This is a genomic window from Thalassolituus sp. UBA2009 (assembly GCF_002335285.1).
Classification (GTDB): domain Bacteria; phylum Pseudomonadota; class Gammaproteobacteria; order Pseudomonadales; family Oceanobacteraceae; genus Venatoribacter; species Venatoribacter alkanivorans.
On sequence record NZ_DDCJ01000091.1, the window covers coordinates 5,183 to 21,684 of the forward strand.

The following is a 16,502-nucleotide window of genomic DNA, read 5'->3' on the forward strand; positions in this document are numbered from 1 at the left end:
ATTTTCAGCGTGTCTTTGTCCAGCGCCTGCAGTGGCTGAGTGCAGAGCATTATGCACAGCTGGTGGCACTGGCGCAGTTTCTGCCCGGACCTGCTTCCAGTCAGGTCGGCTTTGCAATTGGCGTGCAACGGGCCGGAGTGGCAGGTGGTATCAGCGCGTTTATTGCCTTTACCCTGCCGTCTTTCTTACTGATGCTGGCGCTGGCCGGCGGTCTTCATACCCTGCTGACTTATAACTGGTTTCCGGCGCTGATTCACGGCCTGAAACTGCTGGCCGTGATGATTGTGGCCGATGCCACACTGAGCATGGCGAAGACCTTCTGCAGCAGCGCCTTCAGCCGGGTATTGATGTTGCTTACTGCCGTTGCGCTCTGGCTGACGCCGCTGCCGGTTTGGCTGTTGCTGATTCTGGCAGCGTTCGGCGGCTGGATATATGCGCGCTGGCAAGGCACCAGACTGGCAGATTCTGCCGGGCAGGCAGAGCAACAGGCGCAGCCGTTTCAGTCGTATCCGGGCAAGCGTCTGGCACTGATTATCGGACTGATGCTATGGGCCGGCCTGTATTTACTCAGTCATCTGTCCGGCCTGAACGATACGGCAGACGCTATGGGAATGTTCGCCGCTTTTTATCAGACCGGCAGTCTGGTTTTTGGTGGCGGCCATGTGGTGTTGCCTCTGGTACAGCAGCAGTTTGCCGGGCAGCTGACGGCCGAAACCCTGCTTACCGGTTATGGCGCTGCGCAGCTGGTGCCGGGCCCGATGTTTACCTTCGCCACGTTTTTAGGTGCTGAATTATTGCCAGAGGCTCGGGTGAGCGGCGCTTTACTGGCAACGCTGGGGGTATTTTTACCGGGTTTTATTCTGTTAACGGCGGTGCAGCCGTTATGGTCGCAGTGGCTGGTTAAACCCGGTTTAAAGCACGCTTTAATGGGCGTTAATGCTGCGGTTGTCGGACTGTTACTGGCGACATTGGTCACACCGGTCGCCAGCTCAAGCCTGCTGAGTGGCGCCGATATTGTTTTTGCTGCGGTAGGTTTTATTGCCCTGCGGCGGAAAGCACTCAATGTGATCGGCTTGATTCCGCTGGCACTGGGGTTTGGTTTGCTGGCGCCCTGATGTCAGCCCTCCAGCCAGTCTGATTCACAGTACACCAGATGCGGCAGGGGCTCCGGCGGCAGCAACTGATAGTCCCCTTGCTGATACAGACGTAAGCGCTGCGTATCGTCTTCCTGCCAGAGCTGCGGCCAGCGTTTACGGAACTCTTCCAGCACCTGTTGCGCCTGCTCAGGCCGCTGCTGCTCGTAGTGAACCCGGGCCAGATATCTGGCCTGCAGCCGGGTATCGGGAGAGCGGGCGGCCAGCAGTGCTTTGTCATACTGTTGCTGCTGCAGATAAATCCACAGAATTGAATAGTTGCTGTAGCCGATGCTGGTGGGCATTTGCAGGGTCTGATAATGCGTCTGAGCCTGCTGCAGCTCATCCAGCGCCTGAGCGAAATAGCGGCTGCGCTGTTTTTCCGGCGCGCTGCGCGCCAGATCAGCCAGTGCCCAGCCGCGGAAGAAGCGCGCATGGGCGAGATAGAGTTTGGTCGGCGCTGTATCGATAAAACTCTGAAATTGCTGCAGTGCCTTGTGCAGGTATTCGCTGTTCTGGCCATGACGGCCAAGGCTGCTCTGGTCGAGTCCCTGATCCAGACTGGCAAAGCCCAGATAAAGTTCGCTCAGGCTGATCAGCGGAGTGGCTCCCAGCTGGCGGGCGATCCCGGCGGCTTCGCGGAAATAATCCTGTGCCAGATCCCCCCGGTGTAACTGCAGCTGAAAAAAGCCGCCATAAATCAGCGCCTGAGCCAGATCATAGGGTTGCTTCAACGTGCGATAGGCAGCAATGGCTGCTGCCAGTGCAGTGCTGCGCTCATGCAGCGGGAAACGGTAATTCTGCGCAATCGCCAGTTCGGTGGCGGCGATCTGTGGCTGATTATTCAGCTGGCGATAAAAATTAAGCGCTTTCTCCAGCCGCAGGCGATTGCTGTCCAGATCGTTCAGAGGCGACTTTTCCAGACCGCTGTTGCTGGGGTTGCCCAGATAAAACAGCTGGTCTGCGCGCAGTTGTATATCGGCGGACTGTTCTGTCCGCAGGCTGGCCTGTTGCAGTAAGCGCTGATGCTCCTGCCAGTCCATTGCATCCCAGGCTTGTTGTGCCTTGAGCTGCAGGCTCTGAGTGATCAGCTCCGGGTCGGAGGTTTGTTGCGCCAGATTCAGTGCCTGATCGGCGAGCAGGCTGCTGTTGTTATCGCCGCGCCATAAGGCCAGCTGTGCACGACTGTGCAGAGCAAAGGTTTTCAGGCTGAGGTCATTGTCCAGTTCGCTGGCGGGAATGGCGGCCAGTTGCTGTTCGGCCTGTTGCCATTCACCAAGATTGAGCAGGGCGCGTATCAGCCAGGCTCTGGCCCAGTGGCTGTCCGGCTCAATGGTCAGGGATGCCTGGAAATAAGGCCGTGCACGAACGGCACCTTGCTGACGCAGGGCCTGCATCCCCTGCGCCAGTGCCTGGGCAGCAATCGGGTCGGTTGCGGCTGCCGGGTGTTTTTCAGCGTGCTGCGGACGCAGTAAGGCCAGCAGTTGCTGACTGATGGCCAGCGACTCGGCCGGCAGCGATGGGTAGCTGATAGCCCCTTGCTGGATACGGCCATCACGATAAATCAGCTGAAAATCCAGCACCTGTTGCTGGTTATGCAAACGCACGCTGGCAAACAGCGCAGCGTCCTGCTGCTGGTCATTGAGCAGGGTGCGGATATGCACCGGCAGGGTCGGCCAGGGCAGACCTGAACCGAGCAGTAATGACTGCGCCTGAGCCGGGGGGGTAACGCTCAGTTTTTGTTGGCGTTTCAGGTCAATGGCAATCATGTCCGCCAGCCCCAGCTCAAGCCAGGTCATCTGGCTTTCACCGGTGGCATTAATAAAAGGCAGAACCAGCAGGGATGACGTACTGCCGGAAGGGGAGATCTGAGTGCTGGCCGGACGCCAGAGCATCAGTGCGCTCACTAACAGCGCCAGTGCGCCGCCCAGCACCAATGTGCGTAACAGAGCCGGATGCCATGTCTGGCTTGCCATTGACTGGCCGGGCGATGGTTCACTTTCGCTGCTTGTCCCGGCGGCTGTCAGGCGGCCAATAAACTGATAACCACGCTGATTGAAGGTGCGGATATAACGCGGTGATTGAGCGTTGTCGCCCAGTGCCAGCCGCAGTTCGCGAATGCTCTGGGTGAGGGCGTTCTCGCGGTAGTCGCCGTGGGTCCACAGTTCGGCCAGCAGTTCCTCTTTACTGACTACCCGGTCGGCATGTTGCAACAGATAGTGCAGCAGGTTGGCAACCTTGTGGCGCAGCACGGTGTGTTCGCCCTGATCGCTGTGAAGACTGCCGCGCTCGGGGTCAAAGGTAAATGCGTCAAATCGGTACTGCCTGGTCATCCGTTGGGCCGTTTGCTGCCTGAGGTAAGGCGCCCATTCTAGGTAGTGCCGGCTTCCCCGGCAACCGTGTCGTTCTTTGCTGGTTTTTATAAGCTATTGAAATATAAAGAGAAATATAAATTTTATAAGGATTTTAAGAGGATTTTAGCCCGTTTACATAACCTCAGCGCCGCTTCCTGCTATCAATGCCGTCATTACCAACGACGGAGTCCGTTATGGACAGTTTTATTCAAACCGCCTTGTTTGATGGGCAATGGTCAGTCTGGGTGCCTCTGGCTGTATTTGCGACCGGCTTGCTGACCAGTCTTACTCCCTGCGTGTATCCCATGCTGCCGATTACGGTGGCGGTGGTCGGCAGTCACAGTACTGACCGCCGTCAGGCCTTTGTCCTGTCGCTTTTCTATGTTCTGGGGCTGTCGCTGACTTACGCCATTCTGGGCGTTTTTGCGGCCAGCAGTGGCCAGCTGTTTGGCTCGGTCGCCAGCCATCCTGTCACGCTGTTGCTGGTGGCGTTTATGTGTCTGCTGTTCAGTGCCTGGATGCTGGGCTGGCTGAGAATGCCGGCCTTGCAGCTGCCAGACGTGCCTGCCGCCGGGCGAATGCCTCCCTTTATGCGCGTCATGCTCAGTGGTGCGGTATCGGGCCTGGTGCTGGCTCCCTGTACATCGCCGGTATTCGGCATGCTGCTGATGTATGTGGCCGGACAGGGCAGCGTGCCCTGGGCGCTGTTACTGATGTTTGTGTTTGCCCTTGGCATGAGTGCGTTGCTGCTGGCTGCTGGCACCTTCAGCGGCATGCTGGCACGACTGCCGAAATCCGGGCGCTGGTTGCTGCTCAGCCAGCGTCTGCAGGCCGGCCTGATGTTACTGGCTGCTGTGTGGTTCAGCTGGCAGGCGCTGCAACAGTTCTGAAGTTTCTGTTTTTAATCAATAAGGAGAACGCAATGCGTAAACCACGTAAACCTCTGCTCAGACCGGCGGCTTTGCTGCTGAGCCTGACGCTGATTCTGGCTCCCTCTCTGACGCAGGCGAAACCACCACTGGCGGTTGGCGATCCGGCGCCGGATTTCAGTGTGCAGACACTGGATGGCAAAACGCTGCAACTGAGCGAGCTGATCGGCAAGAAGCCGGTGTATCTGAAATTCTGGGCAACCTGGTGCAGCTACTGCAAAGCAGAAATGCCGTACCTGCAGTCCGTTTATGAGCAGCCGGGAGAGCCTGTGCAGGTACTGAGTGTGAATGTCGGTATTAACGATTCGGTAGCCAATATTCAGCAGCTGTTTAAAGCCGGGGGCTACAGCATGCCGACCACCTTTGATCAGAACGGAGCGCTGACCGCCGCTTATGGGGTGGTGGGTACGCCAACGCATATTCTAATCGACCGGGATGGGCGCGTGGCTTACCACACGTTTTTACTGACCGATCAGCTGGAAAATATAGTGGCTGACTGGAGCCAGCAGGAGGACAAACAATGAAAGCAGGACTGATGTCTTTATTATTACTGGCACCGGTGGCGGTGCAGGCTGAATTCACCGATTTTCGGGGTGAACCGGTGGTCACTGAAAACGAAAAAATCCGCCATCTGGTGTTTACCGATATCTGGGCTGTTTATGATGGCCGGGGCGATGAACAATTACTGGAACGACTGCCTGCCAGTTTCCGTCAGCAAAGCCAGCAAATCTGGATTCAGCCGCAGTTAAATGTCACCACGGCGCAGCTGGAGGAATTTTCGGGCTATTATCCGCAATTGCAGCCACTGGTTTTGGATAAGGAATTCCGCCTGATGCGCAGCGAGGGCGTATGGGAATCGCCTTATCATGTGCTTTACCAGGGAGAGCAGCGCGTTTTTTCCGGCAGTACCGATGAACTGCGGCGTTATCTGGGCCTGACGGTAACAGAAAAAATGGAAGCCGTTGCGGCTGACGAGGCTTCTGATAACGAGGCTGACAGTGCGGTTGTTAGCGCCGACTCTCAGCAGAGAAAAAAACAACAGCCGGTACAGCAGAAAAAGCCGCAGGCCGGTGCTGATATGGGCGATATCATGTTGCTCAATGCCGGGGGCAAGGAGCAGAGTCTTAAAATGCTGACAGCAGAAAAACCGCTAAGCCTGGTATTTCTCGATACTCTGTGTCCGATGCCACATTTTCCCGGTTGCGAAGATAAAATCGCGCAGCTGAATCAGCTGGTAGCAAGCACACCGGAGCGCCAGTGGTTAGGTGTTGTTAATTCTTACTATGTTAATGCTGAGGCGGTAGAACCTTTCCGTCAGCGTTTTAAACTGGCGCTGCCGTTAATGTTTGACCACGGGCATAAAGTCTTTGATGCCTTTGACGTACATGCCACACCTTATCAGATTGATATCGGTATCGGTGGTGTGCTGAAAAGCAGAGGGGATCAGATTCAGTAAAATAAAAAGCCCGCAATCGCGGGCTTTTTTATGCGTCAGAATTTTCTTTGACACCGATGTTCGTATTTTTAAGGTTATTGCTGTGGATCTTTCAGGGTTAACGCTCTTTTCGGTTGCAGTTCAGGCTTGAGCGGCAATCAGAAAAATCCGGGTGAAAAATATCAATAACTAATAATTCACAAACCAGTGCCGTTCCCAGGTCAGCATAACTTTTTCCGGGTATTTGGTGCGGCCAAGGCTGCCGTTGTAGCGTGCTAATGCACGAATCCAGTCGCCTTTTTCTTTATCGAGATAATGTTTGAGGATGGTACAGCCGTAACGCAGGTTGGTGGCAGGGTGCATCAGGTTGTCGTCGGTGCGGCCAATTTCTTTTTTCCAGAATGGCATCACCTGCATATAACCCTGGGCGCCAACGTAGGACAGGGCAAAACGGTCAAAGGCGCTTTCGACCTGAATGACCGATAACACCAGTTCCGGTGATAAACCGGCCCGGCTGGCTTCTTTATGGATCAGGCTGAGTAATTCCAGCCGTTGTTTATCGTTTTTGATATAGCGTTTAAGGCGTGCCGACATATCGACCAGCCAGACCTGTGCATCGTATTTATCTTCAAAGGATTCGCTGCTGTTAACCGCATCTTTTAATGCATTGCGCAGTTCCGGATCAATACTTTGTGCAGAGCTCTGCGTAGCACTATAGGAGGGCAGGCTGATCAACATCAGAGCCAGCAGAGCGAAAAAAACCAGCGAACGCACAAGGCGTCCACTGGTTTCAGCTGTGAAGTCCCGGTTCGGAGTCTGCACAGAGGTCAGCATTTAACCAATCTGCTGCTTAAGAAAATCAAGGATGTCGGCCAGTGGGATATCCTGAGCTTCGCCATGGCGGCGCGCTTTGTATTCCACATTACCGGCTTCCAGACCACGGTCGCTGATCACGATACGATGTGGCAGGCCCATCAGTTCCATATCGGCGAATTTAACCCCAGGGCTGGTTTTCTTGTCGCGGTCGTCCAGATACACGTCGAAGCCCGCAGCCGTCAGCTGAGCGTACAGCTCATCGGTGGTCTTGGTGACGGCTTCGGATTTCTGGTAAGCCATAGGCACAATACCGATGTTGAACGGTGCAATCGCATCCGGCCAGATAATGCCTTTGTCGTCGTGGTTCTGTTCGATCGCAGAAGCAACAACACGGCTGACACCGATGCCGTAACAACCCATCACCAGCGTACGGTCTTTACCGTTCTCATCCAGCACTTTGGCTTTCATGGCTTCGGAGTACTTGGTGCCGAGCTGGAAAATATGGCCCACTTCGATACCGCGTTTGATTTCCAGTGTGCCTTTGCCGCATGGGCTTGGGTCGCCGGCAACCACGTTACGCAGATCACGGACTTCCGGCAGCTCGCAGTCACGTTCCCAGTTAAAGCCGGTCAGGTGGGTGTCAGCGGCATTGGCGCCACAGATAAAGTCGGCCATGTGCGCCGCAGAACGGTCAACATAGCACTTGGCTTGGATGCCCTGCGGGCCGACAAAACCACTGACGCCGCCAATGGCTGCGATTTCAGCTTCAGAAGCGAACTGCAGTGGTGCCGCGACACCGGCAATTTTCTCGGCCTTGATTTCGTTCAGCTCGTGGTCGCCACGCAGGAACAGCACCACAGGAGCCGGTTCGCCCAGCGCGTTTTCTTCGGTGTGTTCACCACGTACAACGATGGCTTTCAGCACCTGAGCCGGGCTGGCTTTGAGGAAGCTGGCAACGTCTTCGATGCTGGTCATCGCCGGCGTGGTAACGCTGGTCAGCACAGCCGTGGCCGCCGGACGCTCGCCCGCCGGTGCTACGGCTTCGGCCAGTTCGACGTTAGCGGCGTAATCGCTCTCATTGGAGAAGGCAATATCGTCTTCACCGGAAGAAGCCAGTACGTGGAATTCGTGTGAAGACGCACCGCCGATTGAGCCGGTATCGGCCAGAACCGGACGGAAATCCAGACCCAGACGGGTAAAGATGCGCGAGTAGGCTTCGTGCATTTTGTCGTAGGTAATCTGCAGGCTGGCTTCGTCGGCATGGAAGGAATAAGCATCCTTCATGATGAATTCACGCGCGCGCATCACACCGAAGCGCGGACGGGTCTCGTCGCGGAATTTGGTCTGAATCTGGTACAGGTTAACCGGCAGCTGCTTGTAGCTCGACAGCTGGTTACGGGCCAGATCGGTGATCACTTCTTCGTGGGTCGGGCCGATACAGAAGTCACGGTTGTGGCGGTCTTTTACGCGCAGCAGTTCGCCGCCGTACTGGAACCAGCGCCCGGTTTCTTCCCACAGCTCAGCTGGCTGTACCGCGGGCATCAGCACTTCCTGAGCGCCGGCGCGGTTCATTTCTTCACGCACAATGGCTTCGACCTTGCGCAGGGTGCGCAGACCAAGCGGCATCCAGGTGTACAGGCCGGCGGCCAGTTTGCGGATCATGCCGGAGCGCATCATCAGCTGATGGCTGACGACAACGGCATCGGCCGGGGTTTCTTTTTCGGTTGCAATCAGAAATTCGGTGGCGCGCATAAGCTTTGTCTGGATTCCACATGAGTGAATAGGAGGAGATTGCCGCGATTTTATCGCTTGCGCGCTCCGGCGGCAATTTACCATTTGGCCGGCTTTTGCAATGTGCTACCCCGGTAGCTGTCTGTTCGTTGCCGGGCTGACATATAAAATTCACCGCAGGGCTCTTGTGCAGTCACTCAGCTATGACATACTCGCGGTCCATTCGTCCGTGTAAAAGGTGATGTCATGGCGGAGGCCGACGATTTGCACAGTGCGGCGCACAATATGCAGGTAAAGCAGGTTACAGCTTCTGCTGAAGCACCGGTATCTGAAGCCTGCCTGCGTAATCAACAACCCATTGCCGATATGCTGGAACGGGAGCTGCCACCGCACTCTGTTGTGTTGGAGATTGGCAGCGGTACCGGTCAGCATGCTGCCTTTATTACCCGCCGTTTGCCGGGTATTAAATGGCAACCGTCTGAGCTTGCCGACCGTATTGCTGGTATCAATGCCTGGCGCGAACGCGCGCAGAACAGTAATTTTCTGCCGCCTCTGGTGCTGGATGTGGCGCAGGACCTGTGGCCGGTTAAACAGGTGGATGCGGTATTCAGTGCCAACGTGGTGCATTTTATCGGCTGGCCTAAAGTACGTGCCATGATGGCGGGTATCGGCCGGGTGCTGAAGCATACCGGTCTGGCATTTTTTTACGGCCCGTTTAATTACGGCGGTCAGTTTACCAGTGACGGTAACCGCCTTCTGGATCAGTGGCTGCGTGAGCGTGATCCGGACTCGGGCATTAAAGACTTTGAACAAATCGTGCTGGCGGCGCGTAAAGAAAAACTGCGTCTGCTGAAAGATATCGCCATGCCCGCTAATAACCGTCTGCTGGTGCTGCAAAAATATGTCTGATACATCGTCTTCTGCTGTAAAAGCACTCACTCCCTGTGCCTGGGCGAAAGGGGATGATTATCTTGAATATCACAACAAGGAATGGGGTATCCCTAATTACGACCGGCAGAAATTGTTTGAAAAACTCTGCCTTGAAGGTCAGCAGGCGGGTTTAAGCTGGATTACCGTGCTGCGTAAGCGCGACCATTACCGCCAATGTTTTTACGGCTTTAATCCGCAAAAAATCGCCCGCATGACGGATGAGCAGATTGAGACATTACTGACCGATGCCGGACTGATCCGTAACCGCTTAAAATTGTATGGCATCCGCAAAAATGCTCTGGCCTTGCTGGCGCTGGAAAAACAGGGTACCGATTTTGTTGAATTGCTCTGGAGTTTTGTTGGCGGCGAGCCTGTGATTAACCGTTTTGCCAGTATGAAAGAGGTTCCGGCCGAGACGGCTGCCGCCAAAGCCATGAGTAAAGCGCTGAAAAAAGCCGGTTTTACCTTTGTTGGCCCGACCATCTGTTATGCCTTTATGCAAAGTATGGGGCTGGTGAACGACCATATGACCGATTGTCCCTGTCACCCGGATAACCAGGCCTGAGACGGCTTTATACCCCCGGTGCAGCCTGGCCTCCGCCGATAGCTGAACTGCACCGGTATAACATAAAAAGGAATCCTGAATTTATGACTGTCAGCAGATTAATGGTCCTGCCGTTGTCTTTCGCCCTGTTATTGTCTTTTACCGCACAGGCCAGTGCGCAGGAAGGCAGCGCTGACGATGCGGTGTTTGTGTATCTGGACGAAGTCGGCGGCCCGTATTTTGATGAATGGTATCTGCACGGCGATATCGCCCGGCCGGAAGGGCTGACACTGCAGCGTAGCGGTAAATCCGGCGAATTATCGGTTCCTGTGGCGGTCGACTGTCACGCCGCAACGGTGAGCGTCAGCGGGCCGGGGCTGGTGTTTGAAAGTATGGATATCAGCGCCGCTGAGGCGCAGGAATATATTATTGCGCCCCTTGCTGAGGCGGTTATTCAGAAAGTCTGCCCTTAATCTGCCGTTTATTCGCAGTGCTCATAAGTCGTGCCCGTAAGTGGTGCTCATAAATAGCGCTCAAAAATGGCGCTCAGGCGCCACCATAATCCCCGTTTTATCTGTCTTCTTTTTCTGTCAGCAACCGCGCTTATCAGTGCTCAGCGGTTTGACTAACCGGCTGATATGAACCAGTTTTTATAACAGGTTGTATTTTTCAGATGGGTAAAGGAGCAGACCTTTGATACTCAGCAGTGATGAAACCGAAATGCTGGTGCGCTTACTGACGGCGCTGGCGGCGGGAGTTCTGATTGGTTACGAACGTTCTTACAGTGGCCGGCCGGCGGGCTTCCGTACTCATGGTCTGGTCAGTCTGGCGTCCTGTATGCTGATGCTGGTCACCGTTTATGAAGCACACTGGCTGCGCACGTCGGTTGATTTAATCCGTCTTGATCCGACCCGTATGGCGCAGGGCATTATGACCGGCATTGGTTTTTTAGGTGCCGGTGTGATTATGAAAGACGGCATTTCGGTACGTGGTTTAACCACGGCGGCGTCTATCTGGATTACCGCAACCATCGGCATTCTTGCCGGTATCGGTTTTTATGTACCGATGCTTATCTCCATCGTTCTTACGCTGGGTACGCTGTCATTATTCCGCTGGCTGGAAGCCTTTATGCCCAGTCAGGCCTATTATCATTTTGATGTTAAGGTCGCGCGTACATCGGATATGACGGAAGCAACATTGCGTGCGCTGCTGAAAGAACATGGCTTCAGCATTGCCAATTTCAGCTACCGGCTGGATGGTGAAGAACAGATGCGGCGTCACGGTATGGTGTTGCGTACCTCAGACCGCAGCAGTGTTGGCCGCTTATTCACCACACTGGAAACACTGGATTCGATTCAGCAGTTCCGTATTACGCCAACCGGTGACTGAAAGTCACCGCTATCAGTCGAGCCGCTTTTTAAAGCGTAATGCTGCGAATACCAAACCGCCCAGAGTGAAGGCTGCGAGCCACAGGGCATCGCGCTGTAAATCCCAGAGCAGGGCATCGCGTAACACGATACCGCGTACCATACGCATAAAATGCGTGGCCGGCAGCGCTTCGGAAATAATCTGTGCCGGCTGCGGCATGGCCTCGTAGGGGAACATAAAGCCCGATAATAAAATCGATGGCATTAAAATAAATACCGTCATCTGCATCGCCTGCAGCTGGGTTTTGGCAATGGTTGAAATAACCAGTCCCAGAGTCAGGCTGGCGAAAATAAACAACAGTGCAGCCACCAGTAAGGTCAGTAATCCACCCCGAACCGGCACCGAAAAAAGCAGGTGTCCGATGCCTAAGATAATGCCGACCTGAATTAAACCAACCAGTACATAAGGCACGATTTTACCGATCATTAATTCCATCGGTTTTACCGGAGTGGCGATCAGAAATTCCATATTGCCCTGTTCACGCTCACGCACGATAGCGGCGGAGGTAAACATAATCATGGTCATGGTCAGAATAATGGCCAGCAGACCGGGCACAATATTGACTACGCTGCGCTGCTGTGGATTAAAAAACTGCACCACTTCAAAGGTGGGGACGTTATCTTTTAATGCCCGCCCGGCCAGAGTATCCAGCGGCAGCTGACGCAGACTGCGGATGCTGGCGGCAATGACGGTATCGCCGCCATCAACCAGCCACTGGCCAACAGGCTGCAGGGTTTGGCTGTTACTGCGGCCGCTGTCGCGGTTAAACGCCGGGTGCACACTCAGGCGCTGACCGAGATCGGCGGGCAGGTAAAGCACGGCTTTAACATCACCGCGGACAATGGCCTGTTCTGCCTCCTGAGCTGAGGCGTAGACCCTTACAAAGTCGACGGTCTGACTGGCCTCGGTAATGGCAATGAGTTCGCGGCTGTAAGAGGACTGACTCAGGTCGACCAGTCCGGCCGGTATATGGCGCACGTCGGTGTTGATGGCGTAGCCAAACAGCAGCAGCTGTACCAGTGGAATCATCACAATCATGCCAAAGGTCATGCGGTCGCGTGCCAGCTGGCGGATTTCCTTAACAACAATGGCGGCTACACGGCGCCAGGTGGCCAGCAGCGGATTGTGTTGTATACGCAGCTCAGACATGGCGTTCTCCCTGCTCAGCAGCCGGACTGGTGACGGATTTGGGGGCCGCCGAGTGCTGACCGGTGCAGGCAACAAACACATCTTCCAGACTGGGGCGTACCGCTTCGATGCGGCGGCCATTGACCTGAGCCTGCAGCCACTGCTGTGGTTGTTCGGTCTGATCGCGTACCAGTACCCGCAAACGGGTGCCCAGCTGCGCGGCTGACAGCACCTGCGGGCATTGCACCAGCTGGCTTTTCAGGGTGCGCAGATCGTTGCCTTCCACTTCCAGCACATGCGCTCCCATGGTGGCCATTAATTCGGCCGGTGATCCGTCGGCGCGTTTAACACCGTTTTCCAGAATGGCCAGTGCATGGCAGCGTTCGGCCTCATCCATATAGTGGGTGGAGACCAGAATGGTGGTGCCGGCGTTACACAGATCGAACAACCGTTCCCAGAATTCACGGCGGTTTTCCGGATCGACCGCCGAGGTTGGTTCATCCAGAAACAGCAGGTCCGGGTGGTGCAGGGTGGCGGCTGCCAGTGCCAGCCGTTGTTTCTGACCACCGCTGAGCGAGCCAGCCAGCTGCGTCTGGCGCTTATCTAGTGCATACAGGGCAAGTAATTCGTTGACCCGTTCACGGCTCTGGCGGCTGTTAAGGCCATAAATCTGCGCAACAAAACTGAGGTTCTCGCGGATGCTGAGGTTGTCGTACAGCGAAAACTTCTGCGTCATATAGCCAATGCGCAGGCGCAGGGCTTCGGCTTCTTCCGGCAGGCGCTGGCCCAGTACTTCCAGCTCACCGGAAGTGGGGGTCAGCAGGCCGGTCAGCATGCGGATTGAGGTGGATTTACCGCAGCCGTTAGGGCCGAGAAAACCGTAAATCGTCCCGCACGGAATCTGCAGGTCGAGATGATCGACCGCGATATTGTTACCAAAGCAGCGGGTCATTTTCTGTACGTTAATCGCCAGATCGCTCATGGTTTGCTTCCCTGTGCTGAAGCGTCGTCTGGCAGTAAAACCTCAACCGCCAGACCGCTGGCGAGCCCGGCGGGCATATCGCTCAGTACTATTTCCGTCAGATGCATCAGTCGTGCGCGGTCGCGTTCATTCAGGGCGAAATACGGGGTATAGGCGGGCTGCGCACGGACATTCCGCACCCGGCCATGCAGTGTTTGCGGCAGGCCTTCGACCCGCACACCGACCGCTGTGCCAACACTCAGCGCGGCGATCTTGCTTTGCGGTACATAGACCCGCGCATAGGGTTCGGCATCGGCCAGTAAGGTCAGCAGCGGAGTGCCGGCGTTCACCCGCGAACCGGCTTCTGCGGCTATCAGATCAACACGTGCTGCCAGCGGTGCGCGCAGGGTTAAGTCATCCAGATTCTTCTGTTCAGCGGCCAGACGGGCTTCGGCGGCTCTGAGTGCAGCCTGGGCCTGACGGATTTTTTCCGGCCGGGTACCGTTGGTTAACTGACGCAGTTGTTCTTCCGCCTGATCGAGGCGGGCAGCAGCGGCATCGTGCTGGGCGATGGCGTTGTCGAGTTCGGCCTGACCAATCATCTGTTGTTTAAACAGGGTGCGGTTACGGCTAAGGCGCTGGCTGGCTTCGGTCAGACTGGCGCGTGCTGCTTCAGCTGCTGCTGCGGCGGCGGCGCGTTCTTCGCGGCGGGCACCGGCCAGCAATTCATCCAGCGTGGCGCGGGCACTGTCGAGTTCGGCCTGACGCTGCTGCAGACGGCTTTCAGCCAGTGTGCTGTCGAGGGTCAGCAGGATATCGCCGGGCTGAACGCTCTGACCTTCAGTCACGTTCAGGGTGCGGATGACTTCGCTGACCGGGGCGTTCAGGCTGATACGGTCGCGTTCCAGCGTGCCCAGAGCAACGGATGAATCGTCGCTGCCGCAGGCGCACAGCAACAGGTAAAAGGGGGTAAGCCATAGCGTTTTCATTTCAGGTTCTCCCCGCTGGTGTTCTGATCGGCAGCGGATTCTGGCGGTGTGAATACGCCCTGGCTGAACAGGCGGCTGTTATGACCGGCCAGTGCTGCCAGAGTGTCGGGATTAATGCTGATGCCCAGGCGGCGCAAAATTAAAGGGGGCGCGACCAGCGGAAATACCATCAGGCTGATAAACGACAGCCGGGCAAACTGTGGATTAACACTCTGATCAAACTGACCGGGCAGCAGCAGGGCCTGTTTCAGCCAGCTGTCGGACGCCTGAACAACATCGGCGAAGACGCGGCTTAAAATGGCAAAAGGCTCCAGATCATCGCCTTCGTTCAGAATGCGGAACACCAGCCGCGGCAGATGCGGATGGCGCCCCATAATCCGGTAATAGGTCTGCATCAGGTGCTCGGCCTGCTGTTGCGCTGCAGGGAGCTGGCCTGCTGTCGCCGTGTCAGCTCCGGCCTTACGCAGAGCATCCAGCACCGGTGCCAGGGTTTCGCGCATCATCGCCTCAAACAGGCCGGCCTTGCCGCCAAAGTAGTAACGCACTAGTGCGGCATCGACTCCGCGCAGGGTCACGGTGCGGTAGGGACGATTGGCAAAGAGTTCACGGGCGGTTTCCAGTAAGGCCTCACGGGCATCGGAATCGCCCAGCGGGCGGCCACGGCGTGTTTTTTTAGCATTGGCTGTTGCCGCGTTGGGTGCTGCATCCGGACCTTTACTGTGGGTGTTCTCTGAAGGGGGCTGTTCCATGCTGATCGCCTGTTTCATCACTTGATGAATATCCTAGGGCAGAGTCATCAGGATTGGCAGCGGAATAATTCTGCGGATAGCGGCGGTTGATGAATTAAGGGTGCTTACCCAAGCGTTGTTGTTAGTTTGTGGTTTATTGACTAAGTACTCAGCGCAATACAGACTGGCTGCCAACATAACTGGGATATAGGTTGCAGATTGATTACGCTGATAGCCCTCTGAACGGTTTATCTGAGTGTGGAGACGATAACAGAATTGGGGTCTTTACGGTGCGACAGATAATTTTACGGGCGTATTCAGCCATCAAATTCTCACGTAGATTTTTCTTTAAAAGTGCGAGTGGTGGTCTTTTCTGTTGTCTGCTTGCAATGCCGTCTGTTGATGCCGGAGCTGATTTGCTAACGACTGGTTTGCAAGCCGTTGACCTGGTGAAGGTCGATAAGTCGGAAAGGAAAATGTATCTGCTGTCGGGCGGTAAAATCGTTAAAGAATACCGTGTGGCTCTGGGAGCAAACCCGCAAGGTCATAAGCAGCAGGAAGGTGATGAAAGAACCCCTGAAGGTGATTACACGCTCGATTATAAAAAAGAAGATTCTGCTTATTATCGGGCTATGCACATTAGCTATCCGAACGCCGCAGATGTTGCTGAAGCCGAGAACAATGGTATCGCTCCGGGAGGTTTTATCATGGTGCACGGTCAGCGTAACGGACTGGGATGGCTCGCACCGCTTGTGCAGTATTTCAACTGGACAAACGGCTGTATCGCACTTACCGATGCAGAAATGGATGAATTTATGAATCTTGTCAGCATCGGAACAACAATCCGGATTGAGTAGTAAATCATTGTGTATACAGAACGGGCAACACAGGCGGACTATCCGCAGCTGATAGAACTATGGGAAGCATCGGTGCGGGCAACGCATGATTTTTTAGCCGAGCAGGATCTGGTTGAGTTAAAACCACTGATTCTGGAGCAGTATTTTGCTGCGGTTGAATTGACGGTGGCAAAAGATACTGATGCTCAGATTCTGGGATTTATCGGCGTCAGTGAGGGCAATATTGAAATGCTGTTTATTGCACCAGAGGCCAGGGGGCTGGGCGTGGGGAAGCTGCTTACCTGTTATGCCATCAATTGTCAGCAGGCTACCAGAGTGGATGTGAACGAACAGAATGAGCAGGCGCTGGGGTTTTATCAGCATCTGGGTTTTTCGGTTATCGGACGCTCGCCACAGGACGGACAGGGGAAACCTGTAGTGGTCTAATCAATCCGGACACCCACTTAGGTGATAAAATCACAACCCAAGAGGTGTCCAATGAAAAAACAACGTCGTATTTTTACTGCAGAGTTCAAGCAAGAAGCCGCCAGTATGGTGCT

The 16,502-nt window shown here is 55.3% G+C and carries 17 protein-coding genes; 10 read left to right on the plus strand and 7 right to left on the minus strand.

Annotated elements, in window-relative coordinates; genetic code table 11:
- Nucleotides 1-1,115 (plus strand): chromate efflux transporter (gene chrA, locus B3P58_RS11365; protein ID WP_286717591.1); only part of this gene is annotated, 1,115 nt, incomplete at its 5' end.
- A 2-nt stretch (nucleotides 1,116-1,117) separates the two neighbouring features.
- On the opposite strand, the gene B3P58_RS11370 is transcribed toward chrA, so the two are convergent.
- The gene (locus B3P58_RS11370; protein ID WP_286717592.1) at nucleotides 1,118-3,466 is read right to left on the minus strand and encodes a winged helix-turn-helix domain-containing protein; all 2,349 of its coding nucleotides are present in this window, start codon (nucleotides 3,464-3,466) and stop codon (nucleotides 1,118-1,120) included.
- A 215-nt stretch (nucleotides 3,467-3,681) separates the two neighbouring features.
- Here B3P58_RS11370 and B3P58_RS11375 point away from each other — a divergent pair, with 215 nt between their 5' ends.
- The 3 genes from B3P58_RS11375 to B3P58_RS11385 are packed head-to-tail and all read left to right on the plus strand — an operon-like array spanning nucleotide 3,682 to nucleotide 5,872.
- A complete protein-coding gene (locus tag B3P58_RS11375) occupies nucleotides 3,682-4,377 on the plus strand; it encodes a cytochrome c biogenesis protein CcdA (RefSeq protein WP_286717593.1) in 696 nt (231 codons plus the stop codon).
- A 32-nt stretch (nucleotides 4,378-4,409) separates the two neighbouring features.
- Complete coding sequence (locus tag B3P58_RS11380) at nucleotides 4,410-4,940, plus strand: TlpA family protein disulfide reductase (protein ID WP_286717595.1); 531 nt, start codon at nucleotides 4,410-4,412, stop codon at nucleotides 4,938-4,940.
- A complete protein-coding gene (locus B3P58_RS11385) occupies nucleotides 4,937-5,872 on the plus strand; it encodes a redoxin domain-containing protein (RefSeq protein WP_286717596.1) in 936 nt (311 codons plus the stop codon). The genes B3P58_RS11380 and B3P58_RS11385 overlap by 4 nt, the downstream gene beginning before the upstream one ends.
- Nucleotides 5,873-6,040: 168 nt before the next feature.
- On the opposite strand, the gene B3P58_RS11390 is transcribed toward B3P58_RS11385, so the two are convergent.
- Entirely contained in the window at nucleotides 6,041-6,589 is a 549-nt protein-coding gene (locus B3P58_RS11390) for a lytic transglycosylase domain-containing protein (RefSeq protein WP_225692020.1), read from the minus strand.
- A gap of 96 nt (nucleotides 6,590-6,685) precedes the next feature.
- Nucleotides 6,686-8,419 carry a proline--tRNA ligase gene (locus tag B3P58_RS11395; RefSeq protein WP_286717598.1) on the minus strand — a complete coding sequence of 578 codons (1,734 nt, stop codon included), beginning with the start codon at nucleotides 8,417-8,419 and terminating at the stop codon, nucleotides 6,686-6,688.
- A gap of 225 nt (nucleotides 8,420-8,644) precedes the next feature.
- On the opposite strand from B3P58_RS11395, the gene B3P58_RS11400 reads away from it, so the two are divergent.
- The 4 genes from B3P58_RS11400 to B3P58_RS11415 all read left to right on the plus strand — a co-directional run bounded on the left by B3P58_RS11400 (nucleotide 8,645) and on the right by B3P58_RS11415 (nucleotide 11,261).
- Nucleotides 8,645-9,307, plus strand: coding sequence for a DUF938 domain-containing protein (locus B3P58_RS11400; RefSeq protein WP_286717599.1), 663 nt, complete (start codon nucleotides 8,645-8,647; stop codon nucleotides 9,305-9,307).
- On the plus strand, nucleotides 9,300-9,893 hold the full coding sequence (locus B3P58_RS11405; protein WP_286717600.1) for a DNA-3-methyladenine glycosylase I: 594 nt from the start codon (nucleotides 9,300-9,302) through the stop codon (nucleotides 9,891-9,893). The genes B3P58_RS11400 and B3P58_RS11405 overlap by 8 nt, the downstream gene beginning before the upstream one ends.
- A gap of 83 nt (nucleotides 9,894-9,976) precedes the next feature.
- A complete protein-coding gene (locus tag B3P58_RS11410) occupies nucleotides 9,977-10,345 on the plus strand; it encodes a hypothetical protein (protein WP_286717601.1) in 369 nt (122 codons plus the stop codon).
- A gap of 220 nt (nucleotides 10,346-10,565) precedes the next feature.
- Nucleotides 10,566-11,261, plus strand: a complete 696-nt coding sequence (locus B3P58_RS11415; protein ID WP_225691923.1) for an MgtC/SapB family protein — start codon at nucleotides 10,566-10,568, stop codon at nucleotides 11,259-11,261.
- Nucleotides 11,262-11,273: 12 nt separating this feature from the next.
- Here B3P58_RS11415 and B3P58_RS11420 read toward each other — a convergent pair whose 3' ends face one another.
- The 4 genes from B3P58_RS11420 to B3P58_RS11435 are packed head-to-tail and all read right to left on the minus strand — an operon-like array spanning nucleotide 11,274 to nucleotide 15,127.
- Nucleotides 11,274-12,449, minus strand: coding sequence for an ABC transporter permease (locus tag B3P58_RS11420; RefSeq protein WP_286717604.1), 1,176 nt, complete (start codon nucleotides 12,447-12,449; stop codon nucleotides 11,274-11,276).
- Nucleotides 12,442-13,410: an ABC transporter ATP-binding protein gene (locus B3P58_RS11425; RefSeq protein ID WP_286717606.1), complete on the minus strand. Its 969-nt coding sequence runs from the start codon at nucleotides 13,408-13,410 to the stop codon at nucleotides 12,442-12,444. Before B3P58_RS11425 ends, B3P58_RS11420 begins: the two co-directional genes overlap by 8 nt.
- Nucleotides 13,407-14,378, minus strand: coding sequence for an HlyD family secretion protein (locus B3P58_RS11430; protein WP_286717608.1), 972 nt, complete (start codon nucleotides 14,376-14,378; stop codon nucleotides 13,407-13,409). Before B3P58_RS11430 ends, B3P58_RS11425 begins: the two co-directional genes overlap by 4 nt.
- Complete coding sequence (locus B3P58_RS11435; RefSeq protein ID WP_286717610.1) at nucleotides 14,375-15,127, minus strand: TetR/AcrR family transcriptional regulator; 753 nt, start codon at nucleotides 15,125-15,127, stop codon at nucleotides 14,375-14,377. The genes B3P58_RS11430 and B3P58_RS11435 overlap by 4 nt, the downstream gene beginning before the upstream one ends.
- A 191-nt stretch (nucleotides 15,128-15,318) precedes the next feature.
- On the opposite strand from B3P58_RS11435, the gene B3P58_RS11440 reads away from it, so the two are divergent.
- Both B3P58_RS11440 and B3P58_RS11445 read left to right on the plus strand, forming a co-directional pair.
- Nucleotides 15,319-15,963 carry a L,D-transpeptidase family protein gene (locus B3P58_RS11440; RefSeq protein ID WP_286717612.1) on the plus strand — a complete coding sequence of 215 codons (645 nt, stop codon included), beginning with the start codon at nucleotides 15,319-15,321 and terminating at the stop codon, nucleotides 15,961-15,963.
- A gap of 9 nt (nucleotides 15,964-15,972) precedes the next feature.
- Complete coding sequence (locus B3P58_RS11445) at nucleotides 15,973-16,389, plus strand: GNAT family N-acetyltransferase (protein WP_286717614.1); 417 nt, start codon at nucleotides 15,973-15,975, stop codon at nucleotides 16,387-16,389.
- Nucleotides 16,390-16,502 lie beyond the last annotated feature (113 nt).

What these genes read in the sequence shown, in the direction of transcription:
- B3P58_RS11370 (WP_286717592.1), bottom strand. Translation starts at nt 3,466, where the DNA reads ATGACCAGGCAGTACCGATTTGACGCATTTACCTTTGACCCCGAGCGC.
- B3P58_RS11375 (WP_286717593.1), top strand. Translation starts at nt 3,682, where the DNA reads ATGGACAGTTTTATTCAAACCGCCTTGTTTGATGGGCAATGGTCAGTC.
- B3P58_RS11380 (WP_286717595.1), top strand. Translation starts at nt 4,410, where the DNA reads ATGCGTAAACCACGTAAACCTCTGCTCAGACCGGCGGCTTTGCTGCTG.
- B3P58_RS11385 (WP_286717596.1), top strand. Translation starts at nt 4,937, where the DNA reads ATGAAAGCAGGACTGATGTCTTTATTATTACTGGCACCGGTGGCGGTG.
- B3P58_RS11390 (WP_225692020.1), bottom strand. Translation starts at nt 6,589, where the DNA reads ATGTTGATCAGCCTGCCCTCCTATAGTGCTACGCAGAGCTCTGCACAA.
- B3P58_RS11395 (WP_286717598.1), bottom strand. Translation starts at nt 8,419, where the DNA reads ATGCGCGCCACCGAATTTCTGATTGCAACCGAAAAAGAAACCCCGGCC.
- B3P58_RS11400 (WP_286717599.1), top strand. Translation starts at nt 8,645, where the DNA reads ATGGCGGAGGCCGACGATTTGCACAGTGCGGCGCACAATATGCAGGTA.
- B3P58_RS11405 (WP_286717600.1), top strand. Translation starts at nt 9,300, where the DNA reads ATGTCTGATACATCGTCTTCTGCTGTAAAAGCACTCACTCCCTGTGCC.
- B3P58_RS11410 (WP_286717601.1), top strand. Translation starts at nt 9,977, where the DNA reads ATGACTGTCAGCAGATTAATGGTCCTGCCGTTGTCTTTCGCCCTGTTA.
- B3P58_RS11420 (WP_286717604.1), bottom strand. Translation starts at nt 12,449, where the DNA reads ATGTCTGAGCTGCGTATACAACACAATCCGCTGCTGGCCACCTGGCGC.
- B3P58_RS11425 (WP_286717606.1), bottom strand. Translation starts at nt 13,410, where the DNA reads ATGAGCGATCTGGCGATTAACGTACAGAAAATGACCCGCTGCTTTGGT.
- B3P58_RS11430 (WP_286717608.1), bottom strand. Translation starts at nt 14,378, where the DNA reads ATGAAAACGCTATGGCTTACCCCCTTTTACCTGTTGCTGTGCGCCTGC.
- B3P58_RS11435 (WP_286717610.1), bottom strand. Translation starts at nt 15,127, where the DNA reads ATGGAACAGCCCCCTTCAGAGAACACCCACAGTAAAGGTCCGGATGCA.